We start from the raw sequence: 18,780 nt of genomic DNA on the forward strand, positions 1-18,780 counted from the left end.
CTGACATCACGTTCCCATGTTGCTGTACATGGGAACGTAGCTTCATGGTCCATGGCGGCCGCCGCAAGGACGGGGTTTATTGAGCGCTTACGAAGCGGCCATCAACCGCCTGGACAACTTCCACCTGCTCATCCTTGACGACCTCGCCTACGTCACCAAGGATCAGGCGGAAACGTCCGTGCTGTTCGAGTTGATCAGCGCGCGCTACGAGCGACGCTCCATGATCATCACGGCCAATCAACCGTTCGGCGAATGGGGCAAGGTCTTCCCGGACCCGGCGATGACCCTCGCTGCCGTGGATCGGCTCGTGCACCACTCCACCATCTTCGAAATGAACGTGGAAAGCTATCGAAGGCGAACTGCCATCCAGCGCAAGCAAAGCGGCCCCGGGCGACCGGCAAGCTACGCGACAACCAAGAACGTTGGCACTGTGACGCCCAGCGTCAATCAAACTTCAACGTAGTCATTGCGCCCGGCAATCAATGCCGGCATCATCACTTCGCCGCGACATCGTTCTCATCCAGATTGTCGTGCGCCTCTCACCCAGATCGTCGCGCCACACTTGACCAGCTGTCGCTCATACAAGCGCACCCAGCTGTTCACCTGGTTCGCGTTGACGCCGCAATCGCGAGCCAGCTTCGCTATCGATACCCCGGGCTCACGACACGCCAAGACCAACTCGCGCTTGGCCTGCTCGTCGTAGATGCTTCGACCATCACGCTTGTGCCCGACAACCAGGCGCTTGGCCAAATCCGAAATCAACTCTGACATTACGTGCCCACGTTCTTGTACATGGTACGTAGCCTCACACTTCGTCGCGCTCGAAGGAAGGGCGTGGTTTATTGCAGTATCCCGGTGTATCCCGGACACTTACCACAAGCCTGCTTCTCGTGCCGGCTGTGCCTTCTGACTCAACCCGTCAATGTACTGAGGATAGGGCGTACGGATCTCGGGATCCGTCGGTCTGCGGGCATGTTTCGACGCGCCCACCGGCAAGCCGTATACATGCATGCAGACCGTTTGACGTCACCGTAAAGAGCTTGCAAAGGCGCACGGTCCATACACGCACTGAAACTAAATGGACCTCAGCACGAGTGCCACTTTCACGTGCGCACGCTGCGCGTCAAGCTGCCCAGCGGCTCGGTTCGCCTGGTCGAGCCCAACTTCGCTGGGCGCCTGCCAAGCTTCACGCTGGCGTTCAGAAGCCTTTTTCCTGATGCTAGCCCAGCAGATGCCCTGATGCCCTTTGCCGCCGTTGCCCGCAACGTGGGCGAGTCCGCCTATTAGGTCAAGGAAGTTTTGCAATCGCTACGTCGAGTTCGCGTTGGGGCTGGCCGACTTCAGCGAAGTCACCGCGCTGGCCATCGACGAGACCTCGCCTGCCCGGGCCCGGGGGCACTACTTGGTGACCTTGGCGGCCGACGCAATCGCTCGCCAAGTGCTCGTCGTCACCGAGGGCCGCGATGCTCAGACCATTGCAGCACTGGCCTGCCATCTTGCCTAACCCTGGACCTTGAGGGCCTCAAGCCCCGCGATCCTGCTGCCATTCTTCCAGCGCGGCCGGTTGCTTCGGCTCCCGGGCTACGCGGATCAGCCAGACGACCCCGTACGCGGCGGTTGTGATGAAGAAAGCAGCGATCGCCGTCCCCGGGTCATGCGTGAGCGCTGCGACGATGCAGCCGACGAGCGCAGAGAACCCCGTATGGTCCCGCCACGACTCGAAGCAGATCAGAGCAAAAAACACCCACATCAAGAAATCCTTGTCCAACACGATAGTCATGAGTAACTCCTTCGGTATCGAGCCCCGATCTTCAGCTACCACCTTTTGGGTCGCAAAGCTGAATCCTGGGAACTATTCATTGGCAGCGCCCTGTTCCGCGATCGCAGGCCCAGAGCGCAAGAAGCCCCGTGACGAAACATTCAGCGGTTGCCGTCAATTGTCTTGGTGCGCCGGCCGGGGGTCTGCGCGCCGCAGCGGGCTCTGGCACGTTGAACACAATAGAACTCAAGCAGCTTAGCCGCCAAACATCCTGCTTGTCCGGCAGCTGCTTTTGGTACTATGCCACGAGTGCCGGCGACAGTGTCTGGCTCCGCGCGCACTCGACCACCTCGCTATTCTTCGACGCGCATAGCGACAGCCATGGTCGGGTTTTTAGTGTGGCCAGCCGTGAAAGGCTCGCTCGGGTAGTCAAACATGGCATCTTTCTGGCACCCACACCAATGGCTGATGGTCGCCCGAGCTGGGCCGGCCGCAAGTTCGGCAGCTTCGGCGACCTGGTGTCGTTCAGCTTCCATGCCAATAAGAACCTCTGCACCGCCGAGGGCGGCTGCCTGGTGCTCAGCAACGAGGTAGAGGCCCGCCGCGTCGAGAAGCTGCGGCCGCAGGGCGTGAGCCGTCTGCCCGACGGCACCATGGACGTCGAGGACTGGGGCAGCAAGGCCAACCTGACCGACGTGGCCGCTGCCATCGGGCTCGGGCAGCTGCGACGGATCGACGATTTCACCGCGCGGCGGCGCCGCTTGGCCGAGCGCTACTTCGCTCGTTCTACTACCGCCAGATGCTGAAGCGGGACTGGCTCACGCTGCCGCCGCGCGGCGCCTTCGACATACACGGCTCGCTGCTGCCGCGCTACCGGGGGCGTGCCCCCGTGAACTGGGCCGTGATCCATGGCGAGCGCGAGACCGGCGCGACCCTGCGCCGGATGAACGAGAAGCCCGACAACGGCGCGATCGTTGACCAGTGCGCCGTGCCGATCCTGCGCGACGACACGGCGCACGAGATGTTCGGCAAGGTCACGGTCGCTGCCGAGATCGTGCTGGCGCGCAGCCTGCCCGCACCTGCTCGACGGCACCGCGGTGGAGCGGCCCCAGACCTGTCGCAGGGCCGGACGGCGGGCGCCAGCAACGCGCCTTCTCCTATGTCGAGAAGGCATCTCGGCGCTGGTGAAGAGCATCGCGAACGAGGGCGGCATCGCCGACGGCAAAATCCACAACATCGGCAATCCCGACAACAACCTGTCGATACGCGCGCTCGCCCGGATGATGCTGGACCTGGCGAGCACCTTGCCCGAGTACCGCGATGCCGCGGCCGCGGTGGAGTTGGTCGACGTGGCGTCCGCAGACTACTACGGCAGCGGCTACCAGGACGTGCTGTACCGCGTGCCCGACATCCGCCGCACCACGGCAGACCTGGGCTGGCGGCCCACCGTCGGCATGCCGACGGCCCTGCGCGAGATGTTCGCCTACTACCGCGACCACGCCGCGGCCGCCGCCGACCTGGAAGCCTGAGAAGGATGGCGCGGATCGCACTGAAGCTCGACGTCGACACCTGGCGCGGCACCCGCGAAGGCGTGCCCGCCCTGGTCCGCCTGCTGACGGCGAAGCGCTGCGGCGCGAGCTTTCTCTTCAGCCTGGGCCCGGACCACACCGGCCGCGCCGTCCTGCGGGTGCTGCGCCCGGGCTTCCTCGGCAAGGTCTCGCGCACCTCGGTGCTCGAGCACTACGGCCTGCGGACCCTGCTGCACGGCTGCCGGGACCGGACATCGGCCGGCGCGAAGCCGCCACGCTGCGCAGCGTTCGCGACGCCGGCTTCGAGGTGGGCGTGCATTGCTGGGACCACGTGCGTTGGCAGGACCGCCTGCTGGGCCGGGACGCCGCCTGGGCCGAGCGCGAGATGCGCCGCGCGCTGCAGCGCCATGCCGAGGTGTTCGGCGCCCCGGCGCGGCTGCACGGCGCCGCGGGCTGGCCGTTCAACCCAGCGGCGGCGCAGGCCGAAACGGCGCTGGGCATCGAGTTCGCCTCCGACACGCGCGGCAGCCACGCCTTCCTCCCTGTGGCGGATGACGGCGCCGCCCTCGGATCGCCGCAGTACCCGACCACGCTGCCGACGCTGGACAGCTCATCGGCGTCGACGGGCTCACGGCGGACAACGTGCACCTCCACCTGTTGGCGCTGACCGGGCAGACGACGCAGGACCAGGTCTACACGCTGCATGCCGAACTCGAGGGCATGAAGCTGCGCCAGGTTTTCGAGCGGCTGATCGCCGGCTGGCGGGCCCAGGGGCACCAACTCGTCGCGTTGGGCGAACTGCACCGCTCCCGCATCGGCGCAGGGCTGCCGCGCCATCGCATCGCGCTCGGCAGCGTCCCCGGCCGCTCCGGACTGCTCGCGCTGCAGGGTGCGGCCTGGCAAAGCTGACCCGGCAGCCGCCGTCGACTGTAGCCCAGCTCCTAGCCCATCTTTCTCGTGCGCCGTGCAAGGCGCTGTTTTTCAGCGGGTGCGAACCCCTCCCGGCAAATGTCGCTCCAGCCGGTAGCAATCGGAGCAATCGTGGAGGTAACGAAGCGGTTGAAGCCTTCGGTGTCGAGGCTAGAGTCCCCCGAATGCGACATTGAGGCATCTGCTGGCCGACCTTCTTCATCTAGGAAGCCCACCATGTTCCATACCCTCTTCTTTGAGTTGACCGCAGCACGTCAGCGATTCGGGGCCATTCGCGGCGGAGTCGAACGCTACTCGCTTCGGAACATCATCGAAGCGCTCAGCCTGCGACAACACCGGCAACGTGGCGCACTTGCTCGGAACGACCCGGCATGGTTCAAATTCCTCGGGTGGTAGCGTGAGGCGGAACCGTCCGGGGTGTTCGTTGGCGGCTCGATGCCTTCGTAGCGATCGATGCGTGATGAGCGCGGCTTGGCGCCATGCACCATTAAGCCATTAAGCCATTAAGCCATTAAGCCATTAAGCCATTAAGCTGTTGAGCAGTGGCGCGAGCGCACTGCAACACTGCAACGTTCCTGTTGGGGGGCGCGCAGACTGGCCGAAGTCTGGCGCCCTCGATAAGTGTCCGAGTTGCCCCGTCGTTGCTTGAGGCCGCCTGAGCGGCGATGGTCCGCTCTTCCTTCTATGGGAGAATTCAATAGTTCAATGACGGATCAAGCCGACCAGTCGACCAGTCGAAGCCGAAGCGCGAAACGCGGCTGCGGGATGCCCAGGCAAGGGACGCGGTTCGGTGGGACTGGGGCTAGGTACGAGCCTCGGAATCGCTGGATGGTTGGCGGGACAGAGGGCGCAGCAGGACCGTGCCCGCATCCGTCTTCATCGGGAAGGCCAGCGTGCGCAACACGGCGTACTCGTGGCGCCGGGCTGCGTCGTGCGCGACCGGGGCCGCATCGCCGAGCGAGGGGTGGCACAGCAACACGTCGCCACTGCGGCAGGCGGTGATCCATTGCTGCAGCCGATGTCGATAGGCCTCGGCGCCGCCGTCGAAGCCATAGACGCCGAGCAGGGCGCGGCTGGTCGTGATGCCGCGCTCGGCGGCCAGCGCGCGCAGACGCCGGCCGCCGAGCGCGAAGACCACGTCGGCCTTCGTCCTGGGAAAGGATCGCACCGCCGCCGGGGCGGTGCTGCGGATCCAGGGCGCCGCGATGCCATAGCGGGCAGCCATTTCTTCCACCAGCGCCTCCCGCACGACCGGCAGTTGGTGCACGTGGCGGTGCCCATCCACGAAGGCTGGGGACCTGCCCATCGCGTCCTCGAATCGCGCGAGTTGTTCCCGGATCTGTGCCCGGATCATGTCGGGACGCAGCAGGCCCAGGTAGCTGGCGGCTATCAGGCCGCGAAGCGCAGGTTCCGCCGGCGAGTCCGACGGCGCCCGGTTCAGGTCGAGGTGAAGTCCGATGTCGGCGGCGGTTGCGTCTATCTCGCGCAGGTCCGCGGCACCGGTCGCCCATGCGCCGCGCAGGACCATGCAGGAAGCGGCGCAGATCGCGGCCCGCGCGACGAGATCGAGCACCGCCGCATTGATGCCCTCGCTCATGCCGAAGTCGTCGGCGCAGATGCAGAGGAAGCGATCGCCGACGGCGTTCACTGGACCGGCTCCGCGCTGCGGTTCGTTCGAGTACCTTCGCCTTCGGCTGTGGTACGAGCCCGCTTCGGAACAGCCGGGCGGGGGCTCATGGCACAACACCCTCGCTCGGCTGCAGGCAGTTCGGATCGCGCGTGGCGCTGCCGGCAAAGCGCCACACGGCGGTGTCCGAGTCGACCGCCACCAGGCGCGCCTGCGCCAGCCAGGGAAGGACCGCGGGCGCGCCGGAAGCGCCGACGAGCCAGGTCGCGTGCGGCACGCACAGCGCCGCAGGGAGCCGGCGCACGTCGATCAGCAAGGCCGCGCTGCGCTCGGAGTCGAATCCGCCGGCCTCGTAGAGCTCCTTGCGCCAGTCGTCGCGCTGGGCCACGGTCGCGGGCGTCCAGTCGGCCGACACCTGCACCGGCTGCCGCAAGCCCCAGTAGAAAGGCAACTCGTAATAGTAGGCGCCCAGCATCAGCACCTGGTCCGCCGGCCCCACCGCCTCGCCGGCCGGCAGCCGCAGCCGCTGGCCGGGCGGGGCCGTCTGCATGGCGAGCCACGCGAGGCCGGCGATGCAGACCAGGCCCGAAGCGACCGCCGTCCAGCGCGGCGCGGAGGACCAGCGGCCGCCCGCCCGGGCCGCAGCCAGGGCCGCCTTCGCGATCAGGTACGCGAGCGGCGGCAGGGCCGGCAGCACATAGCCGACCAGCTTGGAGCGCGGCAGCGAGAAGAAGAGGACGATGCCAACGCACCAGATCCACATCAGCCAGTCCACCTCGGACAGCGGCGCACGCAGGCCACGCAAAGGCCGCAGCGCAGCAGCAGCCCATGCGATCCACGGCAGCGTGAACACCGCGATCACCGGCAGGTAGAACCAGAAGGGGTGCTCGCCGTTGAAGCCTCCGCTCGCGAAGCGGCGCACATGCTGCGTGAGGACGAAGTAGTCGAGGAAGCCGGGATGGCGCACCTGCACCGCCGCGAACCAGGGCACCGTGATCGCCAGCAGCAGCACCCAGCCGGGCGGCCAGGCCATCAGCCCGGCGAGCCGCGGCCGCCGGATGGCCGCGCACCAGGCCAGGAAGATCGCCCCCGGCAGCACCACGCCGATCAGACCCTTGGCCAGCACGCCGAGTGCGGCGAAAGCGAAGGCGCCGGCCAGCGCGATACGCCACGCCCTGCCCTGCGCCTTCGACAACGCCGCATCGGCCGCCAGCAGCAGCGTGGCCGCGATGCAGCCCGCGACCAGCATGTCGAGGTTGGCGAACTGCGCCCCGAGGTAGAAGAAGGGCATGGTGGCCAGCACCACGGTGGCCAGGGTCGCGCGAGCCGGATCGGCCCAGCGGCGCAGGAACAGGAAGAGTCCCCCCGCCGCCAGCGTGGCGCCGATCATCGACGGCAGGCGCGCCGGCCATTCGGAGGCGCCCATCAGCCCCATCGCAGCCGCGCTGATCCAGTAGAAGAGCGGCGGCTTGTGGAAGAAGGGCATCCCGTCCAGCCGCGGCACGAGCCAGTCGCCTGAGCGCAGCATCTCGAAGGCGACGCCGGCGTAGCGCCCTTCGTCCGGCGACATCAAGGGGCGCAGCCCGGCGGTGACGGCGAGCCAGGCGAAGAGGCAGGCCAGCACGAGCCCGGCCCGTACCAGGCCTATCGTTTCGCGCGCCGCCTTCATGGCAGCGGCGCGTCCAGGCCATGGCCCAGCACCTTCTTCACCACGTAGAGCGGGCGGCCCTTCACCTCCACGAAGATGCGCGCGACGTATTCCCCGACGATGCCGGTGGAGATCATCTGGATGCCGATGAAGAACATCAGGCTCACCACGATCGTGGTCCAGCCCGACACGGGGTTGCCCACCAGCATGTGCTCGGCGACGAGGAAGATCCCGTAGACCAGGGCCGGCAGCGCCAGCAGCAGCCCCACGATGCTGACCATGCGCAGGGGCCAGGTGGTGAAGGAGGTCAGCCCGTCGATGGCGAGGCTGACCAGGCGCGCGGTGTTGAAGCTGCTCTTGCCCTGGGCCCGCGGGCTCGGGGTGTAGGGCAGCGCCACTGCCCTGAAGCCGACCCACGCATACAGCCCCTTCATGAAGCGCGTGCGTTCCGGCAGGCTCAGCAGTGCGTCGACCACCCGGCGGTCCATCAGGCGGAAGTCGCCCGCGTCCTCGGGCAACTCGAAGCGCTGCGAGGCGTTCACCAGCTTGTAGAAGAGGCGTGCCCCCATGCGCTTGAGGGCATGCTCGTCCGTGCGCTGCTGCCGCACGGTGTAGACCACCTCGGCCCCCTCCTGCCATCGCTCCAGCATGTCAGCGATCAGCGAAGGCGAATGCTGCAGGTCGCCGTCGAGCAGCACGATGGCATCGCCACGGGCCGCCTGCAGGCCGGCAGTGAGCGCGGCTTCCTTGCCGAAGTTGCGCGACAGGCTGATGCAGAGAAAGCCCGAGAGCTGGCACCAGGCCTCGGCCACGGCGACGGTGTTGTCGGTGCTGCCGTCGTCGACCACGATGATTTCCCATTGGAAGTGCGTGGCCCACAGGGTCTCTTCCAGGTTCGACAGCAGGGCGTTGAGGTTGGCGCCTTCGTTGAAGCAGGGGATGACGCAGGAGATGCTGCGACCGGCCGGCGGGTGCAGGCGCTGCGCGCGCACCGGCCCGTCGTTGGCCGGCACGACGCTTTCGAGTCCCACCGGCGCACTCGATGCTTTCAGCGGGCTGTTCATGATGCCGCGCTCCTCAAGGGCCTCATCTTCGGCGCCATGTGGCGCCGCACCAGATGCTGCAGGCCCAGGAACAGGCCCGCCAGCGCCGCGGCCAGCAGCAGCCCGGCCAGGATGTCGCCCGGGAAGTGGACGCCGACGTGAACGCGCGCCCAACCGGTGAGCACGGCCATCGCGAAGACCGCCGCGCCCGCGCTGCGCAGTGCAGGTCGCGCCAGGCACATCAGCGCGGCCGTGAACATGACCGCCGCATGCGCGCTCGGCAGCGAGCCGCGTGCGCCGTGCGCGATGTAGGCCGGGCTCAGGCCCAGCATGAAGGGGCGCGGCAGGTTCAGCGCGGCAGCGATGGAATGGGCCAGTACCGCCGCCAGCGCCGCGAAGCCCACGACGGCCGCCAGGTGGCTGCGCTGCGGGGGCTGGCGCCAGGCCATCCAGCCCAGCAGGGCCGCACAGAGCCAGGGGCCGCCGACCGCGATGGCGCCGGCCACGACGACCAGCCAGGGGCGGGGTTCGAAGCCGGCGGCCATCCAGTGAAAGAGAAACAGGTCGAGCGCCTTCATGCGGAAAGCCCGAGTCGTGGGATCGGTTGCATGGCCGCGACTTTAGGCGGCGCCCATGAAGCAAATCTGAACGCTGCTTTCAGCTTTGGCGGCACCTGCCGCTGCCCTTCCTCAGGCAGCGAGCGCCGCGATGATGGCGGCGCTCAGTGCGCCGCTGCAGATGCGCAGGTCGTGCCTGTGCCCGCTAAAGGATTGGCCCCGTACTGCGAGCGGCCGAGCCAGTTCTGGGTCATCTCGCCGAACTGGCAGGGCACGCTGAACATCGGTCGCAATTGCCTCAGTCACCCCACACGTCGAGGCTCTCCTTGAAGCGGGACGGGGCGACCTTTCAGACTGGGATCCATTCTCACCGATGCGAGGTACACGGGATTACGACTGCTCGCGACTGCCGGCGCGCCGAACTTGAGGCCTCGTCGTCCTGTTCAAACAGCACGGCTGGCCGCCGCTAGCCATGACTAAAACCTGAAGCCGAAGGGCCCAAACGGGTGCGCTGCAGCGCGCGCCACCTTGTGGCAGCAAGGCTCGGGAAAATGGGGCGGCTCTGGGGCGAACAGCATGCCGGTCTACTCTAAGTGGGCCGAGTTTCCAGCGGCGTAGCTCCGGCGTATCCCTCATTGCGGCTCACTCCTTCCAGTGCTCGGCCACCCATCCCGCGGGGCGGATGAGGCGCCAGCGCCGATTGCGCTTCCCCGCGAGCGCGTCCGGCGGATTGCACTCGCCATGAAAGATCACGATGCGCGCATCCCGCGGCAGGAGAGGCGCGCGCCAGAAATTGCTCGGCCAGGCCGGGATGCAGTGGTACTTGAAACTCGGACACCAGTCCGTCGGCCAATAGGCGAGCTTTCCCTTGCGGTGCATGAAGTCCGAGAGGTACCCCTGCTCGTTTCGGAATGCAGCGCGCACTTCAGGGATGTGTGTCCGGAAATGCTCGAGCACGTCCGCATGGGCGCCAAGCTCGAAGCGGTAGACCGACGAATTGCCCGTCACGCGCCAAGGGCGCTTGTAATCGTGAATGATGAGAAACTCGCCCGGACGCTCGAAGAACACATCCAGGCTGCCGACGATCACCACGTCCAGGTCGAGGAAGAGCGCCGTGCCGCGCAGCCCGTGGAGGTCGGCGCTGAAGGTGACCAGCTTGGTCCAACCGCGCTCGGGGATGCCCGCGGGCAGGTCGAGCGAAGGGATGGACAGGCATTCCACCCCATAGTGAATGCCGCGGGCATCGTCCGTCAGGCAGACGAAGCGGAAATGGCCGCTCAAATGGCGGCGCACCATGGCATAGAGGCGGTTGACGTACTCGGGGCCGTACTTCGTGCCCCATTTCATACACAGGATGTGGCGCTCTGCGCCCAGTGCTCCAGTGAGCGTTGGTTCTTGGGGGGCCATCATTGGATCGTGAAAACTGACGGATCCGATTGGAAACCCTATAGTTACAGCAGAGTCAATAAGGCAGAGGCAACTGCTTGCTTCCGCGGCGCATGCCCTGTTGGTCCCATCGGAAGTCTCCCCCATCTTGACCTTCTGCTGGTTTAGGGCTCGCGATGGCGGAACTCAAGAGGTGCGACGCATGCCGGAAGTGAGCGACGACGACGACAACGACGAGCTGGGCGCCGGGCTGGACAACCTGGCCGATGCGTGGTCGTAGCTGGGATCGCCGCAAACGGCGGCCGCCAAATCTTGCAGGAGGCATCAAAGATCGCCCGGCACGCGAGCAGCCCGCAGGAGGCAAGCTGATCGCAGCAGCGGCAACCCATATCGCAGCAGGCGCGCTCAGTTCTTCAAGGGAATCACGGGCCGGTGCTTGCCGCCCTGTGTCCTCTCTGGTGCACGCTCATCCGCTGTGACGCGAACCGCACGGACCTCGTGGCTTGCCAAGATGCGCTCCACCTCAGTTGTCGCAGCACTGCGTACCGCCCGCTCGTCCTCGCCCGTTTCGGAGGTGACTCGCACAGATAGTGCGTCGGCGGAGGTTTGCACCACCTGGAATGCGTCCAATCCGTTCACACGGTCCTCAAGCGCAGCGAAGCTGAGGAAGGGTATCGATATCCGGCGCCCGCCGGGAGACCCCAACTCCAGGACGTCCGCTGTACGCCCCTCAACACGGATGGCAGGAAATGGGCTGCCGCACTCGCAAGGATCGGGCCGCTGGATGACCCGATCACCGAGGTCATATCGCAGGATCGGCTGCACCCAGTTCGCAAGATTGCTCAGCAACACCGTTTGCGAGCGCACGCCCGGGGCGACCGGTCGCAGGTGAGCGTCCACTGGCTCCAGCAGCGCCCAGTCGCTGTTGACATGCAGCCACCCGTGCGGGCAGCTGTGGCTGAGGAACGTGCATTCAGTGCAGGCGTAGCTGTTGCCGACCTCTGCGCCGAACACTCGCGCGATCCTTGCATATTCGGCTTGTAGGAGCCCTTCGGCCGAAAGCGCGAGCAGGGCCGGTGCGATACGCAGGCGCCCCGCCCCTTGTTCATTGGCCAGCTGAGCTGCCATGCTGGCATAGGGCGCGATGACTGCTGGCTGGAAGTCATTCAGCGCCCGCACGATCTTTGGCAATGGCGTGTGCACCGAGAGTACCTGCAGTCTTCGGTTGCGGCCATGCTTCTCCATGCGCGCGGCCGCGACTGCGGAGGCGAAGTGACCGCCTGTGGCCATCACCATGGAAAGGCGGCCGCCTGACCGGACGATCATCAGCATGTCCCGCCAGGAAAGCCAATCTCCGAGCATGCGGGTCGCGATCGCCTTGGTCACCTTCATCGCTCGCTCGTCCAAGACGAACATGCCCGGTACCCCAGTGGTGCCGGACGTGGTCGCCACCGTGTAGGTCCCGAGAAGTTGCTCGCCTATTCGTTGCACGTCCCGGCTGCAGGCCCGCACTTGATCGAAGGTGAGGCGGGGATCCGTGACCCAGTCATCGAACCGATCCATCAAGGCCTTCTTGGTGGTTACTGGCAGCTGGGAAGGATCTGCGACCGCCGGCGGCACGTCCCAATAGTGTTCGCGGTAGTACGGCGAATGGGCACGCGCATGCGCCACCAGCTGCTGCAGCCGACGCGACTGGAGCCGCCCCAGCGCGACGCTGTCCATTCGGCGAGCCCGGCGAACGCTGAGAATCAGGCCAAGTAAGGATGGAGGGGTGTCCATCCGGAAAAGCTACAACCTCCACCAGATGGAGGGTCAAGCGGTGCAGCGCTGGTGCAGATGACTCCCTGCGCTTTGAAAACGAGCGGCGCCTTCGCCATCGCTCAACCTCGCGTGCGCCCAATCATCATTGTTGGCGAGCAGCTGTCACCCAGGGCCATGCGCTGCCAGGCAAGCCCGTCGACGTCACCCCCGTCCCGGGATCTTGCTCGGCCGCAGGTTGGCGAGGAAGCCCGTGACTGCAATGAGCACCACCACCAACTGGGCGGAAAGCGTCTGCCAGGACGGATAGATTCCAAGCAGCTCGATGCGTGGAACCGCCGCCGGCGTCACATCCAGAAGGCCCGCCTCTTGAAGTTCCGCTACCCCCTTGCCGGCCAGCACGACGGCCAGCAAGGCCACCAGGAGGGAGCTGGCCGCGAAGAACTGGCCAATGGGCAGGCGCGCGCTGGTACGCAGCAGCACCCACGCGATAACCGCGAGCGATGCTGACCCTGCCGCCAGACCGGCCAGCAGCGGCAAGCCATTGCCTTCCGTCCATAGCGCGGCGAAGAACAACACGGTCTCGAAGACTTCGCGATAAACGGCGATGAACGCCAGCGAGAAGAGAAACCAGGCCGCGGTCCGCTGGTTGAGCGCGTTCGTCAGCTTTTCCTTGAGGTAGGCCTGCCACCGCCCGGCAACGCTCTTGCGATGCATCCACATGCCCACGCCCAACAGCACGACCGCCGCGAACAGTGAAGAGAAGCCCTCGGTGAGTTCGCGGCTTGCGCCGCTGACACTCACGAGGTAGGTCGCCGCAAACCACGTCAAGCCGCCGGCGGCGAGGGCCAGCATCCATCCGGCGTGCACGTACTGCAGAACTTCCGGGCGCTCGGCCTTGCGCAGGAATGCGATCATCGCAACGACCACCAGCAGCGCCTCGAGGCCCTCGCGCAGCAGGATGGTCAGCGCAGCGAGGAACATGGTGAGAGAGTCGTTCTCTCCGGGCTCCAGGTCCGACCGCGCGAGCTCCAACAGCGACTGGAGCGCCTGCTCAGCGCTTTCCACCTTGGCGCGATCTCCGGTGCCAATGGCCGCCCGGTAGGCACCCATGGCTGATTCGACCCGGGTGAGCAGCGCCGCGTTTCGGGCACGCAGTGCTGGCTCGAGCGGCTCGAAGCCGTCCAGGTACGCCGACAGCGCCAGCTTGCTTGCTCGCTCGCGATCGCCCTGCATAAACGCAGCCCGACTCTGCGCGAGTCGCTCCTTCGTCGCAGCGATGCCCTGCTGCGAAGCGGCGGCCTCGTCCGGGCGCGACCGCAAGAAGGCGATCACGGACGCTGCGGACTTGGGGTCAACCTTGCTGGCAAGCCCGCTTTCGGAAAGCTGGGCCACTGCGTCGAGCCCGCTCAATGACTCCCTGGTGCGTCGGTCCTCCTTCCAGCGTGCCGCCCCCGCCGTGCGATCGGCGTCGGAATACGATAAACCGCCCACGAAGAACGCCAGCGCCCACCGCTCGTCATCCGACAGGCTGTCCTTGAAGCTGGCCATGGCGGTGCCCTGAACACCCTGCGTCATGACCTGGTAGAGCGCGAGCGGTGATCGGTTGCGGGCGCGCTCCCGGTCCGAGAAATCGGTGGGATGCGGATCAAGGCGCGAGGCCAGCGGCCCATCGCCGGCGCCCCGCTCGCCATGGCATGCTGCGCAGGTGGACTTGAACAGGGCCGCACCGCGTGCGAGGTCCGGGGCCTTCGCAGGTGACAGCGGAAAGGGGTACGCCTTGGCCAGTGCCGCAGCCAGCCCATGGGCGGCATCGGAGACGGTGTTGGCGTCGGACTTCTGCGCCACGAGCTGGCCTAACGTGGCTACCTGGCGTCGAAGCTCCGCAAGCGCCTCCGTGCTTGGAAGGGTCTCCAGCTGCTGCGCGGCGGTCGCGACGAATTCCTTCATCTCCTCGTATTCGGATGCGCTCTCGACCTTCCCGTCGCGCACTGCGCCCTGGTAGTCCACAGCGACATAGTCGAGCAGTTGCCAGATTTGCCTGGCCTTGTCGGTCGCCGGCGCGTCGGCACCCCAGGATGGCCAACATGCCATGGCCAGTAGCGACGCCAGCACCAGCACCCGATTGCGGAGGAAGCCGAGAACGATCATGTTGTTGTATTGCGAATATGAAGTATTCTCATTTTAGAACCGAACGGCACATCCGCCCGCGACGGGTCGAGGGGTCCTCCCAGCGCGTCAGGCTGAGGACGAGCCTTCAGGCCGAATGCTGCTGCGCCAGCCCGTTGAGGATGCCGCAATCCTTTGCTGATCGACTGGAAGCGCAAGAATGGCGCAGTTCCGAGAGCTGCCGTTCCAACTCCTTCAGGTCCCGGATCTTGGCGCGCACCTGCGCGATATGGGCATCCACCAACTCGTTGACCTCGCCGCAGCCCACTTCGGGACGATCACGGAAACCCAGCAGCTGCCGTACTTCTTCCAGGGTCATGTCCCTGGCCCGGCACCTGCGGATGAACTGCAACCGTTCTAGGTGACTCTCGTCATAGAGCCGGAAGTTGCCTTCGCTGCGCGCGGGCTGGGGCAAAAGGCCCTCCCCTTCGTAGAAGCGAACCGTCTGCACGAGGCAATCGGCACGTTTTGCAAGTTCACCGATACGTAGCATGTCAATCTCCCAGAAGACTTGACTTTATACCAACTAGAGGTTGTTCAATCGAGCCTGTGTGGGGAAACCCGCTGCGAATCCAAGGAATCGAAATGAACAAGGACACGAACACCCAGTGCGGGTGCGGCGCCAAATCCTCCGCCGAAGCTACGGGCAATAGCGCACGGGAAGCGGTCTACCGGATCGACAACATGGACTGCCCAAGCGAAGAAAAGCTCATTCGCAATCGACTCGCGAAGGTGGCTGGGGTGCACGGGCTCGCCTTCAATCTTCAGCGGCGGACCCTGAAGGTCACCCACAACCTGGCTTCCCTTGATCCGATCGATCAAGCTCTCGCAGAGGTCGGTATGAACGCGCATCGCCAGGGTCCGTCCCCGCAGAAAACGGTCTTCCATATCGACAACATGGATTGCCGCAACGAGGAAGCCCTCGTCCGCCGCACCCTCGAAGGGATCGCCGGGCTCGAGAGCCTTGAGTTCGACCTGCCCCAGCGAACACTGACCGTCTTTCACAGCCTGGCCTCGACAGACATGCTCGAGGCATGCCTGCGATCGGTCGGTATGCACGCTCGGCGTGCTGACGACACAGTCCGCACCCTCTACCGGATTGAGAACATAGACTGCCCGAACGAGGAAAAGCTCATTCGCTCGCACCTGCAGGCGCTCAAGGGCATGCAGGACCTGCAGTTCGACCTTCAGCAACGCACCTTGGCGGTGACACATGCCGAACCGGTCCGCGCCGAGGTGGAATCCATCCTGGCCTCGATCGGCATGAAGGCCAGCATTGAAGAAGACGGCCCTCACACGCCTGCCTCGGAGGCGCCCGTCGCTCCGGTCGGTGCCCCGCCGGCCGCCGCGCCTGAGGCTGCGCCGAACCTCGATGCGCACACCTCAAAAGTGACCTTTCGCATTGAGAACATGGATTGCCCCACGGAGGAAGCGCTGATCAGAGATCGGTTGGGCAAGGTGAGCGGCATCCACGCCATGGATTTCAACCTCATGCAGCGTGTGCTTTCGGTCAGCCACGCCTTGCCCACGACCGAGCCCATCGAGAAGGCGCTGACGTCCATCGGCATGAAGGCCGAACGCCAAGATGCGCAGGGGGCCACGACGGTTCTGCATATCGCGAAAATGGATTGCCCGACCGAGGAGGGATTGATTCGGGGCAAGCTGCAGGGAATGCCCGGGGTCGGCGATCTTCAGTTCAACCTGATGCAGCGCACGCTCACCGTCAAGCACACGCCGCAGGCTATCGGCGCGGCCGTGCAGGCCATCGAATCATTGGGCTTCGAGACGGTGGTGCACACGACGGATGAGCCGCTCGATACCCAGGCGGTCGAACAAGGGACCAACTGGGTCCCGATGGCGGTGTCCGGCATCGCCGCAGTACTGGCCGAAGTCGTCTTCTGGATCCACAACGGTAATCACTGGGCGGTCGTAGCTCTCGCGCTGGTATCGATCTTCACCGGGGGTTTGAGCACCTACAAGAAGGGCTGGATCGCCCTGAAGAACCGCAACCTCAACATGAACGCCCTGATGTCCATTGCGGTCACGGGGGGCATGGCGATCGGCCACTGGCCGGAGGCTGCGATGGTCATGTTCCTGTTCGCCCTTGCCGAAGTGATCGAGGCCAAGTCATTGGACCGGGCGCGCAATGCCATCCGTGGCCTGATGGACCTCGCTCCCGCGACAGCGACGGTTCGTCAAGCCGACGGGTCCTGGAACGAGTTGCCTGCCAAGGATGTGCCGCTGCAGGCACTTGTGCGTGTGCGGCCAGGCGAACGCATCGCGCTCGATGGGGTGATCGCCTCGGGGCGCTCGGCCATCAACCAGGCACCCATCACCGGCGAAAGCCTGCCCGTGGAGAAGGCCGAGGGAGATCAGGTTTTCGCCGGGACGATCAACGAAACGGGCTCGTTCGAGTACAAGGTCACGGCCGGCGCAAATGACTCAACACTGGCGCGCATCATCCATGCCGTCGAGTCTGCGCAAGGCAGTCGGGCACCAACGCAGCGCTTCGTCGATCAGTTCGCGCGCGTCTACACGCCCGCCGTATTTGCCCTCGCCTTGCTCGTCGCCGTGATCCCGCCCTTGACCATGGGCGCGGACTGGATGGATTGGATCTACAAGGCCCTGGTGCTGTTGGTGATCGCCTGCCCGTGCGCGCTGGTGATCTCCACGCCGGTGACGATCGTCAGTGGCCTGGCGGCGGCGGCGCGCCGGGGCATCCTGATCAAGGGCGGCGTGTACCTGGAGGGTGGCCGCAAGCTCAAGGTTCTCGCCCTGGACAAGACCGGGACGCTCACACACGGCAAGCCCGAACAGACCGACTTCGTGGCCCTCACTGGCGATGGCCGCAAGGTGGCAGGCTGGGCGGCCAGCCTGGCGTCGCGTTCGGATCACCCCGTGTCTCAAGCCATCGCGCGCAGGGCGCTGCGGGATGGCGTCGTGCTGCAAGAAGTCGAGGCCTTCGCCGCGCTGCCGGGCCGTGGCGTCCGCGGATCGGTGGAAGGTCGGACGCTGCATATGGGCAATCATCGGCTGGCCCAGGAGCGCGGCCTGAGCGAGGCTCCGCTGCAGTCGCAGTTGGAAGCGCTGGAACGCCAAGGCAAGACCGCCGTGCTGCTGATGGATGACGCCAACGTTCTGGGTGTCTTCGCGGTCGCCGATACCGTGAAGGAAACGAGCCGCCAGGCGATTGCCGACCTGCAGGCACAGGGCATTCGCACGCTGATGCTCACCGGAGATAACCAGCACACGGCGCAGGCGATCGCCGCCCAGGTGGGCATCGCCGAAGCGCGGGGAGACCAGTTGCCAGAGGACAAGCTCAAGACGATCGAGGAGTTGGTCGGCCGCGATGGTCAAGTCGGCATGGTTGGCGATGGCATCAACGACTCACCGGCGCTCGCACGCGCCGACATCGGTTTTGCCATGGGTGCAGCCGGAACCGACACCGCCATCGAAACGGCCGACGTGGCCTTGATGGATGACGATCTGCGCAAGATCCCAACGTTCATTCGATTGTCCAAGACCACCGCGAATATTCTGACCCAGAACATCGTGCTGGCCCTTGGCATCAAGGCGATCTTTATCGCACTGACCTTCAGCGGCCACGCGACCATGTGGATGGCGGTCTTTGCCGATATGGGCGCGAGCCTGCTCGTGGTATTCAACGGGCTGCGATTGCTGGGGGCCACGAAAATGCCGGAGCATGCGGCCGCGCCGCAGGTTTTGAAGCCGGCATGAACCTGAAGCTGCTGGCTTACGACTGGCTGGGACTCAACCAGCTGCTGTTCGAAGGCATCAACGCCGCGACGCCGGCGAGCCTCGAGCCCCTGGTGCGGGTTGGCAGCGCGCTTGGAAACTACTGGGCGGCGCCCCTGGTGGTGGCCGCGCTTCTATTCTGGGGGCGACGCTGCGCCGATGTTGAGCACGGGGCAAGGATCATCGATCGGGCCGTTCTCTTTGGGTGGGCGTTTCTGTCGGCATTTGCCATCACAAGCGCGCTCAAATGGGGACTGGATCTTCCGCGACCCGGCACCGTACTGGGTCAAGCCGCACATGTGCTGGTCCCCGAGGAGCCTACGCATGGCTTTCCCAGCGGGCACTCGGTCTACGCCATGCTGGTTGTCGCCGCCATGTGGCCGATCGTGGCTGCGCCTGGTCGTGGCATGTTGCTGTTGGGCCTGCTGGGGGTCGGCTACTCGCGCGTTGCGCTGGGCGCGCACTTCCCCGCCGACGTGGTGGGCGGCTGGATGGTTGGTCTCGCCTGCTTTGTTGCTGCGAATGGCCTTACCAGGCGAATTCCCATGCTGCGGTCAGCACCGCACGCACTTGCCTTGCGACTCTTCGCCTTATCCCGGCACCGTGCAACTAAATGAC

General features: G+C 65.7%; 15 protein-coding genes and 5 pseudogenes. 10 read left to right on the forward strand and 10 right to left on the reverse strand.

The features are described 5' to 3' along the window. Positions 1 to 106 precede the first annotated feature (106 nt). A pseudogene (locus A8M77_RS27300) lies at positions 107 to 463 on the forward strand (ATP-binding protein); the annotation flags it as partial. A 53-nt stretch (positions 464 to 516) separates the two neighbouring features. Here A8M77_RS27300 and A8M77_RS27305 read toward each other — a convergent pair. Further along, the gene (locus A8M77_RS27305; protein WP_086924614.1) at positions 517 to 771 is read right to left on the reverse strand and encodes a transposase; all 255 of its coding nucleotides are present in this window, start codon (positions 769 to 771) and stop codon (positions 517 to 519) included. 303 nt (positions 772 to 1,074) lie between these two features. Here A8M77_RS27305 and A8M77_RS36995 point away from each other — a divergent pair. After that, positions 1,075 to 1,501: pseudogene (locus tag A8M77_RS36995) on the forward strand (ISL3 family transposase); the annotation flags it as partial. Positions 1,502 to 1,522: 21 nt separating this feature from the next. On the opposite strand, the gene A8M77_RS27320 reads toward A8M77_RS36995, so the two are convergent. Then, positions 1,523 to 1,780, reverse strand: coding sequence for a hypothetical protein (locus tag A8M77_RS27320; RefSeq protein WP_086924617.1), 258 nt, complete (start codon positions 1,778 to 1,780; stop codon positions 1,523 to 1,525). 440 nt (positions 1,781 to 2,220) lie between these two features. Here A8M77_RS27320 and A8M77_RS27325 point away from each other — a divergent pair, with 440 nt between their 5' ends. From A8M77_RS27325 to A8M77_RS35590, 5 genes and pseudogenes are all read left to right on the forward strand, one after another. Next, positions 2,221 to 2,565 carry a DegT/DnrJ/EryC1/StrS family aminotransferase gene (locus tag A8M77_RS27325; RefSeq protein ID WP_086924618.1) on the forward strand — a complete coding sequence of 115 codons (345 nt, stop codon included), beginning with the start codon at positions 2,221 to 2,223 and terminating at the stop codon, positions 2,563 to 2,565. Then, positions 2,541 to 2,897: pseudogene (locus tag A8M77_RS36635) on the forward strand (formyltransferase family protein); the annotation flags it as partial. The gene A8M77_RS27325 and the pseudogene A8M77_RS36635, both read left to right, overlap by 25 nt. Before the next feature lie 46 nt (positions 2,898 to 2,943). Next, entirely contained in the window at positions 2,944 to 3,288 is a 345-nt protein-coding gene (locus A8M77_RS36640) for a hypothetical protein (protein ID WP_202820668.1), read from the forward strand. A gap of 5 nt (positions 3,289 to 3,293) precedes the next feature. Then, a pseudogene (locus tag A8M77_RS27335) lies at positions 3,294 to 4,197 on the forward strand (4-deoxy-4-formamido-L-arabinose-phosphoundecaprenol deformylase). A 237-nt stretch (positions 4,198 to 4,434) separates the two neighbouring features. Continuing rightward, complete coding sequence (locus tag A8M77_RS35590; RefSeq protein WP_143694770.1) at positions 4,435 to 4,614, forward strand: hypothetical protein; 180 nt, start codon at positions 4,435 to 4,437, stop codon at positions 4,612 to 4,614. A gap of 406 nt (positions 4,615 to 5,020) precedes the next feature. Here A8M77_RS35590 and A8M77_RS27340 read toward each other — a convergent pair whose 3' ends face one another. The 8 genes from A8M77_RS27340 to cadR all read right to left on the reverse strand — a co-directional run bounded on the left by A8M77_RS27340 (position 5,021) and on the right by cadR (position 14,899). Further along, positions 5,021 to 5,866 carry a ChbG/HpnK family deacetylase gene (locus tag A8M77_RS27340; protein WP_238136987.1) on the reverse strand — a complete coding sequence of 282 codons (846 nt, stop codon included), beginning with the start codon at positions 5,864 to 5,866 and terminating at the stop codon, positions 5,021 to 5,023. An 85-nt stretch (positions 5,867 to 5,951) separates the two neighbouring features. Continuing rightward, positions 5,952 to 7,514 carry an ArnT family glycosyltransferase gene (locus tag A8M77_RS27345; RefSeq protein ID WP_086924619.1) on the reverse strand — a complete coding sequence of 521 codons (1,563 nt, stop codon included), beginning with the start codon at positions 7,512 to 7,514 and terminating at the stop codon, positions 5,952 to 5,954. After that, positions 7,511 to 8,557: a glycosyltransferase family 2 protein gene (locus tag A8M77_RS27350; protein ID WP_086924620.1), complete on the reverse strand. Its 1,047-nt coding sequence runs from the start codon at positions 8,555 to 8,557 to the stop codon at positions 7,511 to 7,513. Before A8M77_RS27350 ends, A8M77_RS27345 begins: the two co-directional genes overlap by 4 nt. Beyond that, a complete protein-coding gene (locus A8M77_RS27355; RefSeq protein WP_086924621.1) occupies positions 8,554 to 9,114 on the reverse strand; it encodes a phosphatase PAP2 family protein in 561 nt (186 codons plus the stop codon). Before A8M77_RS27355 ends, A8M77_RS27350 begins: the two co-directional genes overlap by 4 nt. Positions 9,115 to 9,735: 621 nt before the next feature. After that, positions 9,736 to 10,503, reverse strand: coding sequence for a glycosyltransferase (locus A8M77_RS27360; protein ID WP_086924622.1), 768 nt, complete (start codon positions 10,501 to 10,503; stop codon positions 9,736 to 9,738). A 381-nt stretch (positions 10,504 to 10,884) separates the two neighbouring features. Further along, positions 10,885 to 12,201, reverse strand: a complete 1,317-nt coding sequence (locus A8M77_RS27365; protein WP_086924658.1) for a phenylacetate--CoA ligase family protein — start codon at positions 12,199 to 12,201, stop codon at positions 10,885 to 10,887. Positions 12,202 to 12,441: 240 nt separating this feature from the next. After that, on the reverse strand, positions 12,442 to 14,388 hold the full coding sequence (locus tag A8M77_RS27370; RefSeq protein WP_086924623.1) for an FTR1 family protein: 1,947 nt from the start codon (positions 14,386 to 14,388) through the stop codon (positions 12,442 to 12,444). 106 nt (positions 14,389 to 14,494) lie between these two features. Next, positions 14,495 to 14,899: a Cd(II)/Pb(II)-responsive transcriptional regulator gene (gene cadR, locus A8M77_RS27375; protein ID WP_086924624.1), complete on the reverse strand. Its 405-nt coding sequence runs from the start codon at positions 14,897 to 14,899 to the stop codon at positions 14,495 to 14,497. 92 nt (positions 14,900 to 14,991) lie between these two features. On the opposite strand from cadR, the pseudogene A8M77_RS37390 reads away from it, so the two are divergent. The 3 genes and pseudogenes from A8M77_RS37390 to A8M77_RS27385 form a co-directional block, all read left to right on the forward strand. Further along, positions 14,992 to 15,207 (forward strand): annotated as a pseudogene (locus tag A8M77_RS37390) (cation transporter); the annotation flags it as partial. A 39-nt stretch (positions 15,208 to 15,246) separates the two neighbouring features. Continuing rightward, the gene (locus A8M77_RS27380) at positions 15,247 to 18,144 is read left to right on the forward strand and encodes a heavy metal translocating P-type ATPase (protein WP_086924659.1); all 2,898 of its coding nucleotides are present in this window, start codon (positions 15,247 to 15,249) and stop codon (positions 18,142 to 18,144) included. After that, positions 18,141 to 18,779 (forward strand): phosphatase PAP2 family protein, encoded by a 639-nt coding sequence (locus tag A8M77_RS27385; protein WP_086924625.1) that lies wholly within the window; start codon positions 18,141 to 18,143, stop codon positions 18,777 to 18,779. Before A8M77_RS27380 ends, A8M77_RS27385 begins: the two co-directional genes overlap by 4 nt. Position 18,780 lies beyond the last annotated feature (1 nt).

The organism is Variovorax sp. JS1663, assembly GCF_002157355.1.
In the GTDB taxonomy this organism is placed as follows: domain Bacteria; phylum Pseudomonadota; class Gammaproteobacteria; order Burkholderiales; family Burkholderiaceae_C; genus Variovorax.

Excerpts from the sequence above, each read along its gene's own strand:
- A8M77_RS27385 (WP_086924625.1), top strand. The coding sequence starts at position 18,141 with ATGAACCTGAAGCTGCTGGCTTACGACTGGCTGGGACTCAACCAGCTG.
- A8M77_RS27325 (WP_086924618.1), top strand. The coding sequence starts at position 2,221 with ATGGCTGATGGTCGCCCGAGCTGGGCCGGCCGCAAGTTCGGCAGCTTC.
- A8M77_RS27365 (WP_086924658.1), bottom strand. The coding sequence starts at position 12,201 with ATGGACAGCGTCGCGCTGGGGCGGCTCCAGTCGCGTCGGCTGCAGCAG.
- A8M77_RS27370 (WP_086924623.1), bottom strand. The coding sequence starts at position 14,388 with ATGATCGTTCTCGGCTTCCTCCGCAATCGGGTGCTGGTGCTGGCGTCG.
- A8M77_RS35590 (WP_143694770.1), top strand. The coding sequence starts at position 4,435 with ATGTTCCATACCCTCTTCTTTGAGTTGACCGCAGCACGTCAGCGATTC.
- A8M77_RS27350 (WP_086924620.1), bottom strand. The coding sequence starts at position 8,557 with ATGAACAGCCCGCTGAAAGCATCGAGTGCGCCGGTGGGACTCGAAAGC.
- A8M77_RS27320 (WP_086924617.1), bottom strand. The coding sequence starts at position 1,780 with ATGACTATCGTGTTGGACAAGGATTTCTTGATGTGGGTGTTTTTTGCT.
- A8M77_RS27355 (WP_086924621.1), bottom strand. The coding sequence starts at position 9,114 with ATGAAGGCGCTCGACCTGTTTCTCTTTCACTGGATGGCCGCCGGCTTC.
- cadR (WP_086924624.1), bottom strand. The coding sequence starts at position 14,899 with ATGCTACGTATCGGTGAACTTGCAAAACGTGCCGATTGCCTCGTGCAG.
- A8M77_RS27360 (WP_086924622.1), bottom strand. The coding sequence starts at position 10,503 with ATGATGGCCCCCCAAGAACCAACGCTCACTGGAGCACTGGGCGCAGAG.
- A8M77_RS27305 (WP_086924614.1), bottom strand. The coding sequence starts at position 771 with ATGTCAGAGTTGATTTCGGATTTGGCCAAGCGCCTGGTTGTCGGGCAC.
- A8M77_RS27380 (WP_086924659.1), top strand. The coding sequence starts at position 15,247 with ATGAACGCGCATCGCCAGGGTCCGTCCCCGCAGAAAACGGTCTTCCAT.
- A8M77_RS27345 (WP_086924619.1), bottom strand. The coding sequence starts at position 7,514 with ATGAAGGCGGCGCGCGAAACGATAGGCCTGGTACGGGCCGGGCTCGTG.